The sequence below is a fragment of the Ruegeria sp. HKCCA4812 genome, assembly GCF_013034245.1.
Classification (GTDB): domain Bacteria; phylum Pseudomonadota; class Alphaproteobacteria; order Rhodobacterales; family Rhodobacteraceae; genus Ruegeria.
In genome coordinates, this window is record NZ_WQFQ01000001.1 from 1,024,282 (window position 1) to 1,043,127 (window position 18,846).

The 18,846-nt window shown below is 56.1% G+C and carries 18 protein-coding genes; 8 read left to right on the plus strand and 10 right to left on the minus strand.

The window, feature by feature from the left end:
* Positions 1–60 precede the first annotated feature (60 nt).
* The 6 genes from GOW04_RS05165 to GOW04_RS05190 all read left to right on the plus strand — a co-directional run bounded on the left by GOW04_RS05165 (position 61) and on the right by GOW04_RS05190 (position 5,422).
* Positions 61–957, plus strand: coding sequence for a DMT family transporter (locus GOW04_RS05165; protein ID WP_171231734.1), 897 nt, complete (start codon positions 61–63; stop codon positions 955–957).
* A 48-nt stretch (positions 958–1,005) separates the two neighbouring features.
* A complete protein-coding gene (locus tag GOW04_RS05170; RefSeq protein WP_171231735.1) occupies positions 1,006–1,878 on the plus strand; it encodes an ATPase in 873 nt (290 codons plus the stop codon).
* A 36-nt stretch (positions 1,879–1,914) separates the two neighbouring features.
* Complete coding sequence (metA, locus tag GOW04_RS05175) at positions 1,915–2,832, plus strand: homoserine O-succinyltransferase (RefSeq protein ID WP_171231736.1); 918 nt, start codon at positions 1,915–1,917, stop codon at positions 2,830–2,832.
* On the plus strand, positions 2,822–3,775 hold the full coding sequence (locus GOW04_RS05180; RefSeq protein ID WP_171231737.1) for an alpha/beta fold hydrolase: 954 nt from the start codon (positions 2,822–2,824) through the stop codon (positions 3,773–3,775). Before metA ends, GOW04_RS05180 begins: the two co-directional genes overlap by 11 nt.
* 49 nt (positions 3,776–3,824) lie before the next feature.
* The gene (gene ppk2, locus GOW04_RS05185) at positions 3,825–4,694 is read left to right on the plus strand and encodes a polyphosphate kinase 2 (protein WP_171231738.1); all 870 of its coding nucleotides are present in this window, start codon (positions 3,825–3,827) and stop codon (positions 4,692–4,694) included.
* A 113-nt stretch (positions 4,695–4,807) separates the two neighbouring features.
* Positions 4,808–5,422: a TetR/AcrR family transcriptional regulator gene (locus GOW04_RS05190; RefSeq protein ID WP_152457804.1), complete on the plus strand. Its 615-nt coding sequence runs from the start codon at positions 4,808–4,810 to the stop codon at positions 5,420–5,422.
* Positions 5,423–5,427: 5 nt separating this feature from the next.
* On the opposite strand, the gene GOW04_RS05195 is transcribed toward GOW04_RS05190, so the two are convergent.
* Positions 5,428–6,486 (minus strand): adenylate/guanylate cyclase domain-containing protein, encoded by a 1,059-nt coding sequence (locus tag GOW04_RS05195; protein WP_171231739.1) that lies wholly within the window; start codon positions 6,484–6,486, stop codon positions 5,428–5,430.
* Complete coding sequence (locus GOW04_RS05200; RefSeq protein ID WP_152457802.1) at positions 6,483–6,851, minus strand: group 1 truncated hemoglobin; 369 nt, start codon at positions 6,849–6,851, stop codon at positions 6,483–6,485. The genes GOW04_RS05195 and GOW04_RS05200 overlap by 4 nt, the downstream gene beginning before the upstream one ends.
* 398 nt (positions 6,852–7,249) lie before the next feature.
* On the opposite strand from GOW04_RS05200, the gene speB reads away from it, so the two are divergent.
* Positions 7,250–8,224 (plus strand): agmatinase, encoded by a 975-nt coding sequence (gene speB, locus GOW04_RS05205; protein WP_171231740.1) that lies wholly within the window; start codon positions 7,250–7,252, stop codon positions 8,222–8,224.
* A 33-nt stretch (positions 8,225–8,257) separates the two neighbouring features.
* On the opposite strand, the gene GOW04_RS05210 is transcribed toward speB, so the two are convergent.
* The 7 genes from GOW04_RS05210 to GOW04_RS05240 form a co-directional block, all read right to left on the minus strand.
* Positions 8,258–9,478, minus strand: a complete 1,221-nt coding sequence (locus GOW04_RS05210) for an aminopeptidase P family protein (RefSeq protein ID WP_171231741.1) — start codon at positions 9,476–9,478, stop codon at positions 8,258–8,260.
* Between the two features lie 163 nt (positions 9,479–9,641).
* A complete protein-coding gene (locus GOW04_RS05215; protein ID WP_171231742.1) occupies positions 9,642–10,853 on the minus strand; it encodes an ABC transporter permease in 1,212 nt (403 codons plus the stop codon).
* A 5-nt stretch (positions 10,854–10,858) separates the two neighbouring features.
* Positions 10,859–12,133 carry an ABC transporter permease gene (locus tag GOW04_RS05220; protein WP_171231743.1) on the minus strand — a complete coding sequence of 425 codons (1,275 nt, stop codon included), beginning with the start codon at positions 12,131–12,133 and terminating at the stop codon, positions 10,859–10,861.
* A 70-nt stretch (positions 12,134–12,203) separates the two neighbouring features.
* Complete coding sequence (locus tag GOW04_RS05225; protein WP_171204651.1) at positions 12,204–13,295, minus strand: extracellular solute-binding protein; 1,092 nt, start codon at positions 13,293–13,295, stop codon at positions 12,204–12,206.
* 103 nt (positions 13,296–13,398) lie between these two features.
* A complete protein-coding gene (locus GOW04_RS05230) occupies positions 13,399–14,499 on the minus strand; it encodes an ABC transporter ATP-binding protein (RefSeq protein ID WP_152457796.1) in 1,101 nt (366 codons plus the stop codon).
* 137 nt (positions 14,500–14,636) lie between these two features.
* Positions 14,637–15,347, minus strand: coding sequence for an aspartate/glutamate racemase family protein (locus tag GOW04_RS05235; RefSeq protein WP_171168409.1), 711 nt, complete (start codon positions 15,345–15,347; stop codon positions 14,637–14,639).
* The gene (locus GOW04_RS05240) at positions 15,344–16,489 is read right to left on the minus strand and encodes a Xaa-Pro peptidase family protein (RefSeq protein ID WP_171231744.1); all 1,146 of its coding nucleotides are present in this window, start codon (positions 16,487–16,489) and stop codon (positions 15,344–15,346) included. The genes GOW04_RS05235 and GOW04_RS05240 overlap by 4 nt, the downstream gene beginning before the upstream one ends.
* Positions 16,490–16,683: 194 nt before the next feature.
* Between GOW04_RS05240 and GOW04_RS05245 the strand changes: the two genes are divergently transcribed.
* Positions 16,684–17,868 carry a M24 family metallopeptidase gene (locus GOW04_RS05245; protein WP_171231745.1) on the plus strand — a complete coding sequence of 395 codons (1,185 nt, stop codon included), beginning with the start codon at positions 16,684–16,686 and terminating at the stop codon, positions 17,866–17,868.
* A 33-nt stretch (positions 17,869–17,901) separates the two neighbouring features.
* On the opposite strand, the gene GOW04_RS05250 is transcribed toward GOW04_RS05245, so the two are convergent.
* On the minus strand, positions 17,902–18,744 hold the full coding sequence (locus tag GOW04_RS05250; RefSeq protein ID WP_171231746.1) for a LysR family transcriptional regulator: 843 nt from the start codon (positions 18,742–18,744) through the stop codon (positions 17,902–17,904).
* Positions 18,745–18,846: the final 102 nt, after the last annotated feature.

Genomic DNA, 18,846 nt, shown 5'->3' on the forward strand with positions numbered 1-18,846 from the left:
TCTTTTTTTATGCGCAGGTTTCGGGTCGTATATCTGTCGAATGAATGAAATTGTGCGGCCATGAACACGCAAAAACACCTTTCTCGGCGCGCCTGGGTCGAACTTCTTCTCCTAGCCGTGATCTGGGGCGCATCCTTTGTAGCCATCCGGATCGCTCTGGACTCCATTCCCGTTATGACATCGGTTCTGCACCGCACGTTCTGGGCGATGCTCGTGCTGTGGCTGGTGGCATGGGGCAAGGGGCTTTCGCTACCCCGCTCTGTGCGCATCTGGGGTGCATTTTTGATCATGGGATTGCTGAACAATGTCATCCCGTTCAGCTTGATGGCATGGGGTCAGCTTTACATCGACTCTGGGCTTACGGCCATTCTGAACGCGACCACAGCCATTTTTGGCGTTCTGGTTGCGGCGCTGTTTTTCAAAGATGAGCGTTTGACACAAGCCCGGGTTATCGGAGTCGTTTTGGGTTTTCTCGGTGTCTCGATCACCATTGGAATACAGACCTTCACGTCTTTCAGCCTGCAAAACACAGCGCAGCTTGCCGTGTTGGCCGGAACGCTGTCGTATGCTTTTGCGGCGGCTTGGGCGCGGTATCATCTGTCTGACCTTCACCCCGTCGTCGCGGCCGCTGGCATGCTGACCGGCTCGACCCTGCTGATCCTGCCGCTGGCGCTCATGACGGACGGGGTGCCAACGCTTGCTCTGCCCGCGATCACCTGGGCTGCGATTGGCTATTACGCCATTGTGGCAACAGCGGGGGCATATCTTTTGTACTATCGAGTCCTGGCAATGGCGGGCAGCGGCAACCTGATGCTAGTCACGCTTGTAATCCCTCCTGTTGCCATCGTGCTTGGCGCAATTCTGCGTAACGAAGCGCTGCCGTCGAATGCCTATTTTGGCTTTGTCATCCTTGCCATGGGTCTTCTGGTATTGAACCGAGCTGGCCGCCGTGATTGACGCCGTGCGCTGCCCGATTTAGCAAAGGCAAAAAAGGGACAGCACAAGATGATATACAATTCAGCCGAAGACTGGCGCACGGCAAGCCGCAAGAAGGTGCTGTTCTTTGGCATGTCCGGTCTGGGCAAGACATATGTCTCGACCATACTTCGGGACTCGGGGAACTGGTTTCACTACTCGATCGACTATCGCATCGGCACCCGGTACATGGGCGAGTACATCACCGACAATGCGAAGGCCGAGGCGATGAAAGTCCCGTTCTTGCGTGACCTGCTCCTGTCGGATTCCATTTACATCGGCTCTAATATCTCGTTCGCGAATCTGACTCCGGTCGCAGCCTATCTGGGCAAACCGGGCAACCCTGCCCTTGGCGGATTGGAGATGCCGGAATACCGCCGCAGGCAGGAACAGTTTCGGCTGGCCGAAATACACGCGCTGCTGGATACCGAGTATTTCATCGACCGGGCCGAGCGTTTGTACAAGTACCCCCATTTCATCTGCGACACCGGTGGGTCGATCTGCGAATGGGTAGACCCCGAAGATCCGAACGATCGGGTACTGTCCGAGCTTTCGCAACACACCCTGATGATTTGGCTGAAGGGGGATGAGGAACACACGGCAGAGCTAGTACGCCGTTTTGACAAAGCCCCAAAGCCGATGTCCTATCAGGCGGAATTCCTGACCAAGGCCTGGACAGATTATCTGGACCTGCAAGGCTGTTCAGAAGCGGATGTTGATCCCGATGATTTCGTCCGTTGGACCTATGCACAGGCCTTGGCGCACCGCCAGCCGCGTTACGAGGCCATGGCGAACAACTGGGGCGTGACGATTGCCGCCAACGACATCGGAAAAATCCGCGATGCCGCTGATTTCGATGAGTTGATCGAGCACACACTTGAGACCACGCGCAATAACGCCTAACTATCAGTTTTCACTGATCTCTTAGAAGCCTGACACATGCCCATCAAAATCCCATCGGAACTGCCTGCTTTTGACGTCCTGACCAAAGAGGGCGTCATGGTCATGGACGAAGATCAGGCAATGCGTCAGGACATCCGCCCACTGCGCATCGGATTGCTGAACCTGATGCCCAAGAAAATCCAGACCGAAAACCAGTTCGCGCGCCTGATCGGGGCAACCCCGTTGCAGATCGATCTGTCTTTGATCCGCATGACCGAACACCGGACCAAGAACACCGCCGCCGAGCATATGTCCGAGTTCTATCGCCCGTTTCAGGAGATCAAGGATCAGAAATTCGACGGCCTGATCATCACCGGTGCCCCGATCGAACATCTGGAATTTCGGGATGTCACCTACTGGGACGAGATCAGCGAGATTTTCGACTGGACGCAAACCAACGTACATTCCACCTTTGGTGTGTGCTGGGGCGGGATGGCGATGATCAACCATTTTCACGCTGTCAAAAAGCACATGCTGGACGCAAAAGCCTTTGGGTGTTTCCGGCATCGCAACCTGGACCCGGCGTCTCCGTTTCTGCGCGGTTTCTCGGATGACTGCGTCGTTCCGGTCAGCCGATGGACGGAAATGAAACAGGATGAAATCGATCGCGCACCGGGGCTGAGGACCCTGTTGGGCAGCGACGATGTCGGCCCCTGTCTGGTCGAAGATCCCGGCCATCGCGCGCTGTATATCTTTAATCACTTCGAATACGACAGTGACACGCTGAAACAGGAATATGATCGGGACGTCAGCAACGGCACGCCTATCAACGTGCCGATAAACTATTACCCAGATGATGATCCAACCAAAACACCGCAGAACCGGTGGCGCAGTCATGCACATCTGCTGTACGGCAACTGGATCAACGAAATCTATCAGACCACGCCATTCGACATAACGAAAATTGGCCACTAAAGTCCTGATATCCCTTGGCTTGGCCGTTCTGGGCCTTGTCATACTGACAACCTGGCGCAGCGCCCGGAACGAAGCGCTGGCCGAGGCGGCTTTCCCCCCCGAGGGTCGGATTCTGGATGTGGGCGGCATCGCCGTGCACGCCGTGGTCATGGGGGACGGCCCTGATGTCGTTCTGATCCACGGTTCCAGCGGGAACACGCGCGACATGACCTTCGCGCTGGCCCCCATTCTGGCCAAGTCATACCGCGTGATCGTTTTTGACCGACCGGGCCTGGGCTATTCCGAAAGCTTCAATCCGGATGGCGAAACCATCATTGAACAGGCGGATATCCTGCAACGGGCGGCGGCTCAGCTTGGTGCGGAAAAACCCATCGTGGCCGGGCAGAGCTATGGCGGATCGGTCTCGCTGGCCTGGGCCGTGATCCGGCCCGAGAATATCTCGGCTCTGGTTCTGATCGCCCCGGCCGCCATTCCATGGGAAACGCCTTTGGATGGGTTCAACCGGCTTGCGTCAACCACGGCGGGCAATGTGCTGGCCTTGCCCTTGATCAGCTCTTTCGTGCCCGAATGGTACGTCACACAGGCGTTGGACAAAGTTTTTGCACCGCAAACGGCGCCCGAAGGCTATGCGGAACATTTCGGGCCCGGGCTGACGATCCGGCGTGGCTCGATGCATGCAAACGCCAAGCAGCGCGCCAACCTGCTGGACGAAATTACCCGTCTGCAACCCAGATATGGCGAGATCTCCGTTCCGACGGAAATCATCCACGGAACGGCCGACGACACCGTTGGTCTTGAATGGCATTCTGAACGCCTGATCGAACAGATCCCCAGGGCCGAGTTGATCGAGCTACCGGGTGTCGGCCATATGCCACAGGTGGTCGCAGCGCCCGAGGTTGCCGCCGCGATAGATCGCGCGGCGCAGCGCGCGGGTTTGCGTTAACCCTCGCTCTAATCCATAGTCAGATATGGATTTTATCGCGAGGTGACATATGGCCCGGTCAGGAAAAGGCTCTATCGAGAAGTATTTTCAGAAAGACGCGCCCAAATCTGTACGGGAAGAGATTCAAAACGCGAAAAAGGGCGATATTCTGAACCCGACCTACCCGTATTCCGAAAAAATGAAGACCAAAGATTATGATGAGCAGATGGACCTGCTTCAGATTGAATTGGTCAAAATGCAATCCTGGGTCAAGGAAACCGACCAGCGGGTTGCCATCATATTCGAAGGTCGCGATGCCGCCGGCAAAGGTGGCACCATCAAACGGTTTCGCGAAAACCTGAACCCGCGCGGCGCGCGCAACGTTGCGCTGGCCAAACCATCAGACGCCGAACGCAGCCAATGGTATTTTCAGCGCTACATCCCGCATCTGCCCGCCGCTGGAGAGATCGTGTTCTTTGATCGCAGCTGGTACAATCGAGGTGTCGTCGAGAATGTCTTTGGCTTCTGCACTCAGGAACAGCGTGAGAGGTTCTTCCGTCAGGTCCTGCCGCTTGAAACGGGCCTGGTGAATGACGGCATCCATTTGTTCAAGTTCTGGCTCAATGTCGGGCGCGCAGAACAACTGAACCGTTTTCTGGCGCGCGAAAACGACCCTTTGAAGCATTGGAAGCTCAGCGCGATCGACGTCGCAGGGCTGAACAAATGGGATGAATACACGCAGTCGATCTCGGAAACCCTGACCCGGTCGCATTCTGATGCCTGCCCGTGGACGATTGTGCGTTCTGACGACAAGAAACGCGCGCGGCTTGCGGCCATCCGAACGGTTCTGCATGCCTTGGACTATGATGAGAACGACAAGAACAGTATCGGCGAGATTGATACCCGTATCTGCGGTGGCCCGGATATGTGGGAGGCATAAATTGTCTCTCTGCCCTGCCCCGTCGATGGCTTCACGATCATGTATTGGACGACAATGCGTCGGTGGTCTATGTCCTTGTCTTCCAACACGCAATCAATGCAACTGAGGCCGGGATGACGAAACGCGGTTATCACCACGGAAACCTGAAGCAAGCCCTGATCGAGGCTGCCTTGTCCCTGATCGAAGACAAGGGCCCGACCGGTTTCACGCTGTCCGAGGCGGCCAAAACCGCCGGTGTCACGCCTGCCGCCGTCTATCGTCATTTTCAAGGGCGCGAGGACCTGATTGCCGAAGCCGCACGGCAGGGGTTTGAGATGTTCGCAGACCTGATGCAATACGCCTATGACGAGGGACAGCCTTCAGCCCTTGCCGCTTTTGAAGCAACGGGGCGTGCATATCTGGCCTTTGCGCGCAAAAATCCCGGGCATTACATCGCCATGTTCGAAAGCGGGATTTCCCTGAACCGGACACCCGAACTGTCCTTGGCAGCCAACCGGGCGAAGGCCGTTCTTGAAAAAGCGGCAGCGGACTTGTCCCAACATATTCCGCCTGACAAGCGCCCGCCCGCGTCGATGTTCAGCGCCCATATCTGGGCGATGAGCCACGGAGTCGTCGAGCTGTATGCCCGAAATACCGGCGCAACTTCGCCTTTTCCTCCCGAAGATTTGCTGGAAAGCGGTATCGGCATCTACCTGCGCGGTTTGGGCCTGATCCCCCAGGACGAGTGACGCGGTCAGAACGAACGGCTGCCCTGAGGCATACTCAAGCCCGATGTCACATTGATCAGATCCATCTCACCCATGCCCTTGATATCAACGCACCCAAGCTCCGAGACCTGAAACTCGTCAATCAGGGCATATTTCATCTCTTCCGGGGCCACGATGTTCATGGGGTTGGCAAAGACCTGCAACCGGGATGCGATGTTTACGGCAGGGCCAAACACGTCATAGACATATTTCTGAATGCCCACGACCGATCCGACCGCCGCACCCATCCCCAATCCGATCCGGGCCTGCCACTTATGCGGATGGCTTTCGTTGCGGCGTTCGAGATAGCGCAGGAACCTTACCGCACAATGCGCCACGGCGGTCGCATGATCCGGTGTTGGATCTGGCATACCTGACACGGCCAGGTAAGCATCTCCGATCGTTTTGATCCGCTCACACCCGAATTGTTCCACGATCCGGTCAAAGGCCGTGAAGATGTCGTTCAGTTCACTCAAGGTGACCGTCGGGTCGGTCTTGGCCGCAAAATCCGTGAACCCGACAAAATCCAGCATCACCACTGAAACCTGCTGATACAGCTGCGGTGTGACAACGCCGAACGTCTTGAACTCTTCATACACGGCTCGGGGCATCAGGTTCAGCAACAGCCGTTCCACTCTTTCCTTTTCGCGCTCAAGTTCTCGGGTGTTGCGCTCGACCATGGTGGAATAGCTGTCGATCATGCTTTCCAATTCTCGAATGCGGGTGATGTTCTGACATTCCACAATCAGCACCTGCTCGGACAAGCCATTGGCCAATGAGACCGTGACAGCAAAGATCAAGGTCCTGCGTTTCGGCTTTATCTGCAATTCGACCGAGTACCGAAGGCCGGACTGCTTTACATCCTCCAGTTCTTTGGGGTCGAGATCCGACAGAACTTCGCTTAGGGTACTCCCCTTTTCAGGAGTGCCGAACCATTCCGTGAAAGGCCCGTTGTGAAAAACGAATTGCAGGTCGGATGCGCGCACCACGGCGACGCCGACTCCGATCGCACGCAGCAATTGCTCGTTTATCGCCAGAATGCTCATGCCGCGTTCCGGGTGACTATGATCGAACGTTTGCCTTCGATTGCGGTCAGCGCAGTTTTGATGTCTCCATCGGACATGCCATGCTGACTCAGCGCGTCGCCAAACAGCTCGGCCATGACGTCGAACTCGTTGTGCGAAATGTTTAGATGCCGATGAACTGCTTCGATCCTGTCATCACTGAAGGATGCGGGTCCGCCAATCAAAGACGAGACGAACTTGGTTTGATGGTCGATCAGGCGCGGCATATCAATGTCTTCGAAATGATGGCCGATCTCATCCGAATCCAAAGCCATTTCATAGAAGGTCATCACGACCCGGCTGATCGTTTTAAAACCGCCATATTTTTCATAAAGTGTCTGTGCCACACGAATACCCGCGCGTTACCAATCAATAACCCCACAACTTTATATCAAATCGATATTTTTGTTAACGCTTATGATTTTCTGGCCCGGAAGGATCCAAAACCGTCTTTCCGCACAGGAAAACCTGCCAGAGCATCGCTGAGGCCGAAGAGGACCCTTCATACGTTCTTTGAGAATGGGAAACGAAGGAAAGTTACACCAAGCAGGATTATCTATTGACTGATCTTAAAGCGCTCTGATGGGCTGGGCCGGATCAGCTTTGAACGCAAGCAGCCCGCCCTTCTGGAGGAAATTTTCCTCTGGTCCCCCCAGAAGTAGCCGTTCAAAGAGAATTTGGTTTTAATACGGCGTGTCGTCATGTTCACATGCAAAAAATGGCTTAACCATCGAAAGGACCAAAAGTGCAGGAACATGGATATGCGTCCGGGCGACTGAATCTTCCTTTTGTCGGAATATCGACCTTCGCAAAATCTCCATATGTCGAGAACTGGGACGGAATCGAGGCCGACGTTTGCGTGCTCGGCGCGCCGTTCGACTTTGGAACTCAGTGGCGCCCCGGCGCGCGTTTTGGTCCTCGGGCCGTGCGAGAGGCATCGACACTTTTCAGTTTTGGCCATGCCGGCGCCTATGATCATGAGGATGACGCGACCTATCTGGACAGCTCGGTTCGGATCGTCGACCTGGGCGATGCGGATATTGTCCACACCAAGACCCAGACCAGCCACAAGAACATAGCCTTTGGCGTGCAAAAAATTCTCGAGGCCGGGGCACTTCCGCTGGTGATTGGCGGTGATCATTCGGTCAACATCCCCTGCATTTCCGCATTTGAAAGCGACTGCGCCGAAAACGGCCCGATCCATGTTGTTCAAATCGATGCGCATTTGGACTTTGTAGATGAACGTCACGGCGTCACCAACGGGCACGGAAATCCCATGCGCCGCGCGATCGAGAAAGACTATGTTTCAGGGATGACCCAGCTGGGCATTCGAAACGTATCGTCCACCGCCAAGGAAGGGTATGACGACGCGCGTGCGCGCGGATCGGACATCCTGTCCGTGCGGCAGGTTCGCAGATTGGGAACAGAGGCTGTTCTTGACCGCATTCCCGAAGGCAAACGGTACTATGTAACGATCGATATCGATGCGTTCTGCCCCTCGATCGCGCCCGGAACCGGAACTCCGAGCCATGGAGGTTTTTTGTATTACGACATTCTGGAAATCCTTCAGGGGCTGGCGAAAAGGGGTGACGTGGTGGGCATCGATCTGGTCGAGGTGGCCCCCGCTTACGACCCCACTGAAAGCACTCAGATTCTGGCGGCGCAGCTGCTGTTGAATTTTCTGGGTTTCATTTTTCACGAACGTGCCCGACGCGCGTGAAAAGCGGGTGGAGCGGAAGCTCCACCCCAAACCTCAGGCGTCGATAATGTTGTGTCCCGGCCCGTAGGGGAAGCCTGTGATGTTTTCGGTTCCGTCTTCGCCCACCACCAAAATATCGTGTTCCCTGTAACCGCCTGCACCGGGCTGGCCTTCGGGGATCCACAGCATCGGCTCGATCGAGACCACCATGCCGGGTTCCAGCACTGTGTCGATGTCTTCGCGGAGTTCCAGACCGGCTTCGCGACCATAGTAGTGGCTCAGAACACCAAACGAGTGCCCATAGCCGAAGGAACGATACTGAAGCAGGCCTTCGTCGGCAAAGAACCGGTTGATCTCGGCGGTGATACCGGAACATGTGGCACCGGGTTTGATCAGGCTCAATCCAAGTTCATGCGCGGCCACATTGGCCTTCCACAGGCGCAGGCTGTCGGCATCCGGCTCGCCCAGAAACAGGGTCCGCTCCAGGGCGGTGTAATAGCCCGAGATCATCGGAAAGGTGTTCAGCGACAGGATATCGCCTTTTTGCAACGCGCGTTTGGTGACCGGGTTATGCGCGCCGTCGGTGTTCAAACCCGACTGAAACCAAACCCATGTGTCGCGGTATTCGGCATCCGGATAGGCCCGCGCGATTTCCACTTCCATCACGTCTCGACCAGCCATCGCGATTTCGATTTCGGTTGCGCCTTCGCGGATTGCGGCATGGATCGCAGCACCACCCACATCGGCCGTGCGCGCTCCACCCTTGATCAATTCGATCTCTTCAGCGGATTTGATCATCCGCGCGGCCATGGTGTCGGCCGCGATGTCAACCAACTCTGGCTTGTCCAGCGTGTTCAGCGCCGTGTCGCGCGCTGCAAGCGTCATGTGGTCGCCTTCGATGCCGATCCGCTTTGCATTCCCGATCAGACTTGCAACTGCCCGCCAGTAGTTGTCGCGTTTCCAGTCCGTATAGATCACATTGTCTTCAACCGACCGGCGCCAGGGTTGCCCGGCATCAATATTGGCAGAAACGGTGGTGCATTTGTCCTGGGTCACAACGCAGCCATAGGGGCGCCCGAACGCACAGTACAGAAAGCCTGAATAATAGGCGATGTTCTGCATCGATGTCAGCAGCACTACCGGTATATCCCGCTGGGCCATGATCGCGCGCAGCTTGCCAAGACGGCGGTCATATTCGGATTTGCTGAACGGCAACGGGGCCTTGTCGCCATTATGGCAGGTGAAGAACTGAGGGCGGTTAGAAATGTCAGTCATCTTTGGTCTCTCATCTATGCCGGACATGCATTTTCCCGGCCACATGTCCCGGCGTTCAGGACAGGCGGTCTCGGGGTCCGAGAGCCGATCACCTCCGTAGTCGCCGCGACGCCATCGCAGCAGAGATGAACAGGTGAATCGTTAGATCAGACGGTTTGCTGCGTCAAGCGGGCGAAAGACCCCGCAGACGTTCTGACCTGCGCCGCAACAGTTCGACCGTCGTCAGCAAGGCAATGGACAGAACCACGAGGATTGTCGCAACCGCCAGAATGGTTGGACTGATCTGTTCCCGCAGGCCGGTGAACATCTGCCACGGCAACGTCTTTTGCGAGGAGGAACCCACAAACAAGACCACGACCACTTCGTCGAATGATGTGATGAAGGCAAACAGGCCGCCCGAGATTACGCCCGGCAAAATCAACGGCATCTGTATCTTGAAGAAGGTCCGCACGGGACCTGCGCCCATATTGGCCGCCGCCCGTGTCAAAGATCGATCAAAGCCCACCAGGGTCGCCGTCACGGTAATGATCACAAAGGGAATACCCAGCACGGCGTGGGCCAGGATAACTTTCAGATAGCCTACGAAGTTCTTGTTCATGCCAAGTGTACCTTCGAGGAAACGCCCGATATCACTGTAGAAAAAGAACATACCCGTCGCCGAGATGATCAGCGGAACAATCATCGGCGAAATCAGAATTCCCATGATCGCACGGCGTCCTGGAACGTGAGACTGGCTGAGCCCGATCGCGGCCAGCGTTCCTAACGTTACCGAGATAACCGTCGCAATCGGCGCGATGATCAGCGAATTCTTGAAGCTGCGTTGCCATTCGTTGTTGGTGAAGAAATCTCGGTAATGCTTCAGCGAATAGCCTTCCGGATCAAGCCGCAGCATCTCGGGCGTGAAGGTAAAGAAGTCCTGCGCGTTGAAAGACAACGGCAACACCACCAGAATCGGCGTGATCAGAAAGACGAAGATCGCACCACAGATCACGCGAAACAGGTAGTGATAGAAAACCTGTTGTGCCGTGAGATACGGCAGCAGCTTGCGCCTATACCGCCCCTCGTACAACCAATAGATAAACCAGGCGAAAAACCAGCCGCCGAGCAGCCCCAATACACCGCCCATCAACCCGGCCACTAAAAAACCCACGACACCGAATCCGATGATATTGATCAAGCGTGCGAGGTTTTCGTTCTTCACGATATTTATGTAGACCCAGGCCAGCCCCGCGATCAGGACGGCTCCGCCCAGTATGCCCAGAAGGACCGAACCATTTCCGGCCCCGACGAAAATTCCGGCAAAGGCCCCGGCAAGTGCCACACTGGGCAAAACCATGGACATGGGTTTGCGGGATATCGGTGTCAGTGCTGCCATCTTGATTATCCCAACTTCACGTTATCGATGCCCACGATCTTGTCGTAGACCCAGTAGAGCAACAGCACGACCGCCAGAAGGATCGTACCCAAGGCCGCAGCCAGCCCCCAGTTCAGTGAGGACGAGATGTGATAGGCAATCCGGTTCGAGATGAAGACACCCTTGGTGCCGCCCACGATCTCGGGCGTGATGTAGTACCCAATCGCCAGAATGAACACGAGGATCGAACCGGCACCGATTCCGGGCACGGATTGCGGGAAGTAGATACGCCAGAATGTCGTCCAGTTCGTCGCGCCCATGGATTTGGCCGCACGCGTATAAGACGGCGGAATGGTCTGCATCACCGAATACATTGGCAGGATCATGAACGGCAAAAGGATATGCGTCATCGCGATGATGGTGCCGATCTGGTTGTTGATTATGATCAGCCGGGCATCATCAGCGACCAGACCCAGCCAAACGAGGGTATCATTAATTACCCCCTGTTGTTGCAACATGACCTTCCACGCGGACGTTCGCACCAGAAGAGACGTCCAGAAGGGCAAAAGGACCAGTATCATCAACAGGTTCGACACCCGCATCGGAAGTGTCGCCAACAGATAACTGACAGGGTAAGCAAGCAGGATACAAGCGCCCGTTATCACGAGCGACATGAACAGAGTACGTCCGAAAAGCTTGATCAGGATCCGCTTGTCTTCGGGTTGGGCCTGCGCGCCTTCCGGGGTTCTGCGCATATCGACGGCATTCAGGAAGTAGCCATTGGTAATCGCCGGTGAGTGGGTCTTGATCACGCGCCAGGTTTGCGGATCTCCCCATCCGTCATGAATCTCGATCAACTTTTCCTTGAAAGGCCCATCCGTTTCAGGATCCAGTTTTTTGATCTGACGCCCGGATTTGCGGAACAGCGAAGACATACCTGTTTCTTCATAGTTCAGACGCGAACCAAGGCGAGTGTGTTCTTTGTTTTCGACCGCAACGACCATATCGCGAACGAAAGCATCGTAAACCGCTTCATCCGGAAGCTCGCCGCTTTGAGCATCCCACCCCTTCAGAGTTTCCACAGTAAGTGGAAGGGTTTCCGACACCATGCTGTTTTCCACCGAACGAAACAGCATCGACGCAATCGGCACGATGAAGGAAAACATGACGAACAGCAGAAGCGGAGCGACGAGCATCAACGCCCGCAATTTCTGCCGCCGCAGTGAACGTGCCAGCGATTGCTTGAGCGGCGTTCCGTCCGCTGCCAGCATCGGCCCTGCATTTTGGCTTGCGTCAGTCATCTGTGCCCCTTGGCTCTGCTTGAGTCTGAGGGCGGCGCGCCGCCCTCGACTTTTTCATGAAAACGCGCGCTTATTGCGCCAACCAAGCTTGGAACTTGGCTTCGATGTCGTCGCGGTAATCCGCCCAGAACTCGTAGTTGTACAGGAACGTGTTCTTGGCGTTTTCCGGATCGGTTGGCATATGGGGCGCCATATCGATACCCAATTCGGCATGCTTACCCACCAGCGGAGCCGACGATGCACGAGCCGGACCGTACGAGATGTACTTGGCCTGATCCGCCAGACGCTGGGTATCGGTCGCGAACATGATATAGTCCAGCGCGCGCTGCTGACGCTCTTCGCTCAGACCAGCAGGGATGATCCAACCGTCCAGGTCAAAGATTTGCGCGTCCCACAACATGGCAACGGGCTGCTTCTGCTCTTCGATCACGCTGAACAGACGACCGTTATAGGTCGAACCCATGACGATCTCGCCATCAGCCAGAAGTTGCGGTGTATCCGCACCAGCGGACCACCAGACTACGCTGTCTTTGATCGTGTCGAGCTTGGCAAGCGCCTGATCCTGTCCTTCCGGAGTGGCCAGAACGTCATAGACATCGTCCTTTGCGACGCCATCGCACAACAGGGCCCATTCCATGTTGTTGATCGCACGCTTTTCAAGCGAACGCTTGCCCGGATAGGCTTCCAGGTCAAATACGGCGCAGACATCGCTGGGCGGAGTGTCTCCGACCAGATCGGTGCGGTAACCAAAGGTGGTTGAATACACGATCTGCGGGATAAAACAGTCGCTGACCAAAAGGTCGCCGAAATCTTCGGAGGCAGGTGTGCCATCCGGCGCCGGCGCAAGCTGGGTGTCAAAGTCGATTTCCAGCGCAAGACCTTCATCACACAGACGAATTGCGTCTGCGGCCACAACATCAACCACATCCCAGGTGATGTTGCCGGCTTCGTTCATCGCGCGCAGTTTCGCAACTGCTTCGGCCGAGCTGTCATCATTCAGGATGGTGACACCTGTCTTTTCCGAATAGGGCTCGTGATACGCCTTAAGCTGCGATTTGGAATAAGCGCCGCCCCAGGAAACGATCGTCATTTCCTCTGCGAATGCACCCCCAGCAACTGCCCCAAGTGCCGCTGCTGTCAACAATGTTTTGGTTGTCTTCATGAATTACTCCCAGTTCTTCCCGTTTATGTGTGTGGTCGACTGATGCACGGGTTTTCACCAGCCGGTCCCTCAGTGAGGTCGCGCTTGTTCCGCGCGACTTGGCCTATGCGTCGAGCGCACGACAATCCTGAGCCAGCCAGCCGATCTCGATCTCCTGACCGGGCGTCAGACGGATTGCGTCTGGCGCGTTCCGTGTTTTAACGATGAATTCATCATTTCCTGCAACGGACATGCGGAAACGGAATACGTCACCCATGTAGATGAACTCTTTGACAGTCGCTTTCAGCGTATGAGCATCGGCGTGCAAGCGATCCTTGTTGAATTCCACCCGCTCAGGCCGGATTGACACCTTTGTCCTTTCGCCCGGATTGCGAACATTGATCGGAACCGCGTCAATTTCAGAGCCATCATCGAGTTGGACAAGGCATGTGTCGCCATCAATCGATTTGATGACACCTTCCAAGGTGTTGTTTTCCCCGATGAATTGGGCAACAAAGCTGTTTTCTGGTTCTTCATAAAGCTGATCAGGCGGTGCAAGCTGCTGAATACGGCCGTCGTCGAACACAGCGACACGATCCGACATAGTCAACGCTTCGGTCTGGTCATGCGTCACATAGACCGTGGTAATTCCAAGCTCATGCGCAAGACGCGTGATTTCAAACTGCATATGCTCGCGCAGCTGTTTGTCCAGTGCGCCCAGGGGTTCATCCATCAACACCAGTTCGGGTTCGAAAACCAAGGCGCGCGCCAAGGCTATTCGTTGTTGCTGACCGCCAGACAACTGAGCCGGGCGTCGCCCACCAAACGCACCCATCTGAACCATGTCCAGGGCCCGCTGAACCTTTTCATCCCGTTCAGACTTGCCCAATTTGCGGACTTCCAAGGGGAATGAAAGGTTTTCGGCCACCGTCATATGCGGAAACAGGGCGTAGTTCTGGAAGACCATGCCAATCCCACGCTTGTGTGGAGGGATATTGTTGATGGGCTTCCCGTCAAGAAGGATTTCGCCATGTGTAGCGGTTTCGAATCCGGCAAGCATCATAAGGCAGGTTGTCTTTCCAGACCCGGACGGCCCGAGCATGGTCAGGAATTCGCCTTTGGGCATTGCAAGGTTGAGATCTTTGACAACGAGATTCTCGCCATCATAAGATTTTTGTACGCGTTGGAATTCAACAAACGCGGCATCAGTATTTGTGTCGGTCACAAGACCCCCTGTTGCGTCAAATGATTATCCGAGAGTTGCGGATTTCATTGATCTGTAGTCAGCAGTTAAGACCATGCAGTAGGCACTTGGCAACATTAGATGACGCTTTTGCGAATATTCATATCATATTTGCTGTTTCAATCAGCAAGATTGAGGCGACCCATATGCCATGCAAGACTTTGATTGCTTGAAAGAACAGGCTTACCAATCCGTTTGCGAATCTCAGGGATTGCTTCAATGGTCCGAAGGTTGGTGCAGCTAATGAATACCGCTTCTACCGACGGATCAGATCCCAATTCTGTCGCAGCTTCGATCACGGACTGCACCGAAATCCGAGCAACCTTTGCCTCTTCGGCCTGCCCGAATGTCCCGAAAACATCCATGGTTATTCCGTTTTCCGAAAACGCGGCACGCAGCGGTGCGTTGACCTCTTCGACATAAGGCGACAGCAGCGCAAACCTGGACACGCCAAGATCCGCGGCGCAGGCCGTGGCCGCGCGCAAAGGGTTCGTAACCTCTTTTGTATTGCACGACTGTTTGACAAGTTCCTCCACACGTTCTGATCCAATGACGGAACTTGCGGACGTGCAGCCATAACCCACCACCCGGAAAGGACGCGCGCTGGGCAGCAATCCCGCCGCCGCCGGCAGGGCCTCTTCCATCTCGGCCAGGGTTTCCGGTGTCACTTCAATGCCGCTGGGTATCCGTGTTACATACAACGGGTTTTTCCGGTCCGAGAAAATCGTGCTGAATTCCGGCTCAATCGTCTCGTCGACCTGAAGAACAATCAATCCAAGCGGCGGGGCTTGCGGGTCGTCCTTGTCAAGCGTGTACGGCACGTAGGTCATAGCTGGATCATCTCCGGCCCGATACGCGGGCTGATAAAGCGCGGAACATCGTCTGTTACGACGATGTTTTCTTCGTGAACCAAGATCTTGCCACCAACGGCAATGCCCGGCTCCAAGGTCAGCACCATGCCTGGCTCAAGAACTGTCTGGTCCGTCGGGATGAGCGACGGCCATTCGGTCAGCGACATTCCCAACCCGTGCCCCAACCGACCGGCATCTGTGCTTTCGGATGCCTTGGTCAGCACGGTGTTCATGGCATGAAACAGCTCTGCTGCGGTGGCGCCGGGGCGGGCGATTTCGAAAGCAGCGTCAGACGCCTCAATCAGCCTAGCGTAAGCAGATTTCACGTCCGGATTTGCTGGGCCGACCGACCAGTTGCGGTCGAAGTCACTGAAATAGCCATCCCAGACCAAGCCGGTATCAAGCATCAGTACATCGCCATCCTCCAAGGGGGACGAAGACGCCGGCGATATTACGTCAGAGTAACCGCCCTGCTCTGCCCCACCTGCGAGATACGGCACCCAGTCGGCACCCTCTTCCAGACAGAGTATCTGGAAACCGCGAAATACTTCATCCAAAGGCACGCCTGCCCGAGCAATCTCGGGAACTCGGGCGAAGGCCCGACCGGCTATGGCGCATGCGGTTTCGATCTTGGCGATTTCCGCCTCGGATTTGACTATGCGAAGTTGGCGCAAAACACCGTGATCTCCGGTGATGTGGCGCGAACCGAGCCTGTTTCGCAGGCGTTCAATATCCGACATGGGCATACGCGCGTGCGTCTCGTGACCATCGGGCATTCCAATACGGCCTGTGAGGGGTGTCAATTCCGTCAGGGCATCCGTCAAAAGCGAGACGCCGTCATCCTGAAGGTCGGGTGAGCTCCACGTTCGGATGTCGCCGATCCAGGTTTGCCCCATCAACGAGGCGCCGATCGAGGGGATGACCGCAACCGGTTTGCCAACCGCAGGCAGGATCAGGAACCAAGGGCGGGTCGGGCTTTCCCAGAATCTGGTTAGGTATCCGGTAAAGTAACGCACGTCGGTTTCCGTGGTCAGCAGCAGTGCCGACAGGCCAGCGGCATTCATCATCACCTGTGCGCGTTCGGTACGCAATGCGAATTCTGCTGGCTCGAACCCTCTCATCCGGCGACCTCAGAGGTGGGGCGCCGCATGCAGGCTGAACCGTTGAAACGACACCGCTTGAATGGCCCGGTGCTATGGCCCGTTCGGTGCGGATTGATATCGGCTTTCATGCAGCCCCCCGAATTTTCGTTCGTTGACGTGAGCGGATCGGTAGGGTTCTGTCAACCAAAGTCTTTTGTTGACCGGAGGCGCCAATGACCCACCCTGATCCAGCCTTCAGCCGGGCGGAATATGATCGCCGTCTTGCCAAGACCCGAAAGGCGATGGCCGCAAAGGGAATTGACTGCCTTTTTGTCGAAGACCCTTCGAACATCGGATGGCTCACCGGTTATGAGGGTTGGTCATTTTACGTTCACCAGGGTGCCTTGATCTTTCTTGACGCGGACCCGATCTGGTGGGGGCGCCGGCAGGATGCAAACGGTGCGCTGCGCACGGTGTGGATGGGGGACGATCGGGTTTTCGGATACGCGGATCACTTCGTGCAGTCGACCACACGGCATCCAATGCAGGATCTGGCCAAACTTATTGCGGACTGCGGACACGACCAAAGCCGAATTGGGGTGGAACTGGACAATTATTACTACTCGGCCAAAGCCCATATTACTCTGACGACGGAACTGCCCGGGGCGAGCCTGATCGATGCAACGGCCTTGGTCAACTGGCAACGGGTCGTGAAATCCGACGAAGAAATCGCCCTGATGCGCAAGGCGGCCCGGATTTCAGAGTTTGTGACTGACGGCGTGCTTGAGCGCGTTGAACCCGGCCTGCGCAAGAACGAGCTGGTCGCACAGATCTACCATGACGCAATCACGGGCGTCGGTGATGACTGGGGGGATTACGCAGCCATCGTCCCACTTTTGCCGTCAGGGTCAGATGCCGCCGCGCCGCACCTGACCTGGAATGGAGATGTGTTCAAATCGGGCGAATGCACCTTCTTCGAGCTCTCTGGCTGCTATCGCCGATATCATGCTCCGTTCTGCCGGTCGGTATTTCTGGGTCAACCGCCTGATTATCTCAAAAGGGCCGAGGCGGCCTTGGTCGAGGGGTTGGAAGCGGGTCTGGAGGCTGCGCGCCCCGGCAATCGCGCGAAGGATATCGCCAAAGCGCTGGCGGCGCCTCTCGAACGTGCAGGGATCGAACGCGGTGCCCGCTGCGGCTATCCTGTCGGCCTCAGCTATCCTCCGGACTGGGGCGAGCGCACTATCTCGTTGCGGGGCGAAGACAATACGATCCTCGAAGCTGGCATGACATTTCACTTTATGCCCGGGCTATGGATGGATGATTGGGGGCTTGCGATCACCGAGACCATCCTGATCAAGGAAAACGGTCCGGCCGAGTGTCTGTGCAAACGACCACGCAAAATATTCGTCAAGCCCTGACAGGTGCACGAACGATTGCAGGCCCGCGCCGGATCAAACCCGTATCTGTTCAATCAACCAGTCACGAAACAATGCGGCCGCCGGATTGCTGGCGTCGGCGGAAAGATAATACCCTTCGTTGCATTCGACAGTGCTGTCATGTGCGCTTTCGACAAGACCGGTTGCCATCGCATGTTTCGCCAGAAACTCGCTGATCAGGGCAACCCCGCTGCCATGAACGGCCAAATGAAGCGCCATGCCGAACGTATCGACGAAAACAGCAGGCTGCCGCTGCACGCCCTGCTTGTCGAGCCACGTCTTCCATCCACTGGACGTGCCGACTGCTTCTATCAGGGGAAGGTCAAACGGATCCCCGGCAAGCGTCGGCGCCTTGACAGCGACAAGCCTGTCAGGTCTCAGGCGCTCGGCCCCCCTGCCCACTTGTTTTTCTGACCCGAACCTGACCTGAACATCAGCCTGCGACGCGTGAAAATCGTCAGGCCAGATTGCACTGAGCAGCCGCACGCTGATCTCTGGATTGCGTGCGGTGAAGTCCGCGAGGTTTGGGGCGATGACCCATTGCGCGACGCTGACAGATGTGGCCACCGTCAGGACATCTCCTGGTGCGCTTGCGTCGGCCCTTCCGGCGGCGGCGGCAAGTGCCTCAAGCGCGCTGCCGATTTCGGGCAACAGTTTTCGCCCGGCATCCGTCAGGGCCAAACTGCGCGGATGCCTTACAAAAAGTGCTGTCCCCAGACGCATCTCAAGGGATTTCACCTGCTGACTGACGGCCGATTGGGTCAGGCCGATTTCCTCGGCAGCCGCAGTAAAACTCAGGGTCCGGGCTGCTGCCTCGAAGGATCGGAACCAGGTCAGCGGTGGAAGTGATTTTCCCATTGATCAAGTTAGCCATTAATCTTTCTAATGCGAAAGCACATAATTCAATCATTTGTCAAAAACCACACCCGTTTCTACCTTCTCCCAGCGCGACAGGAGAGG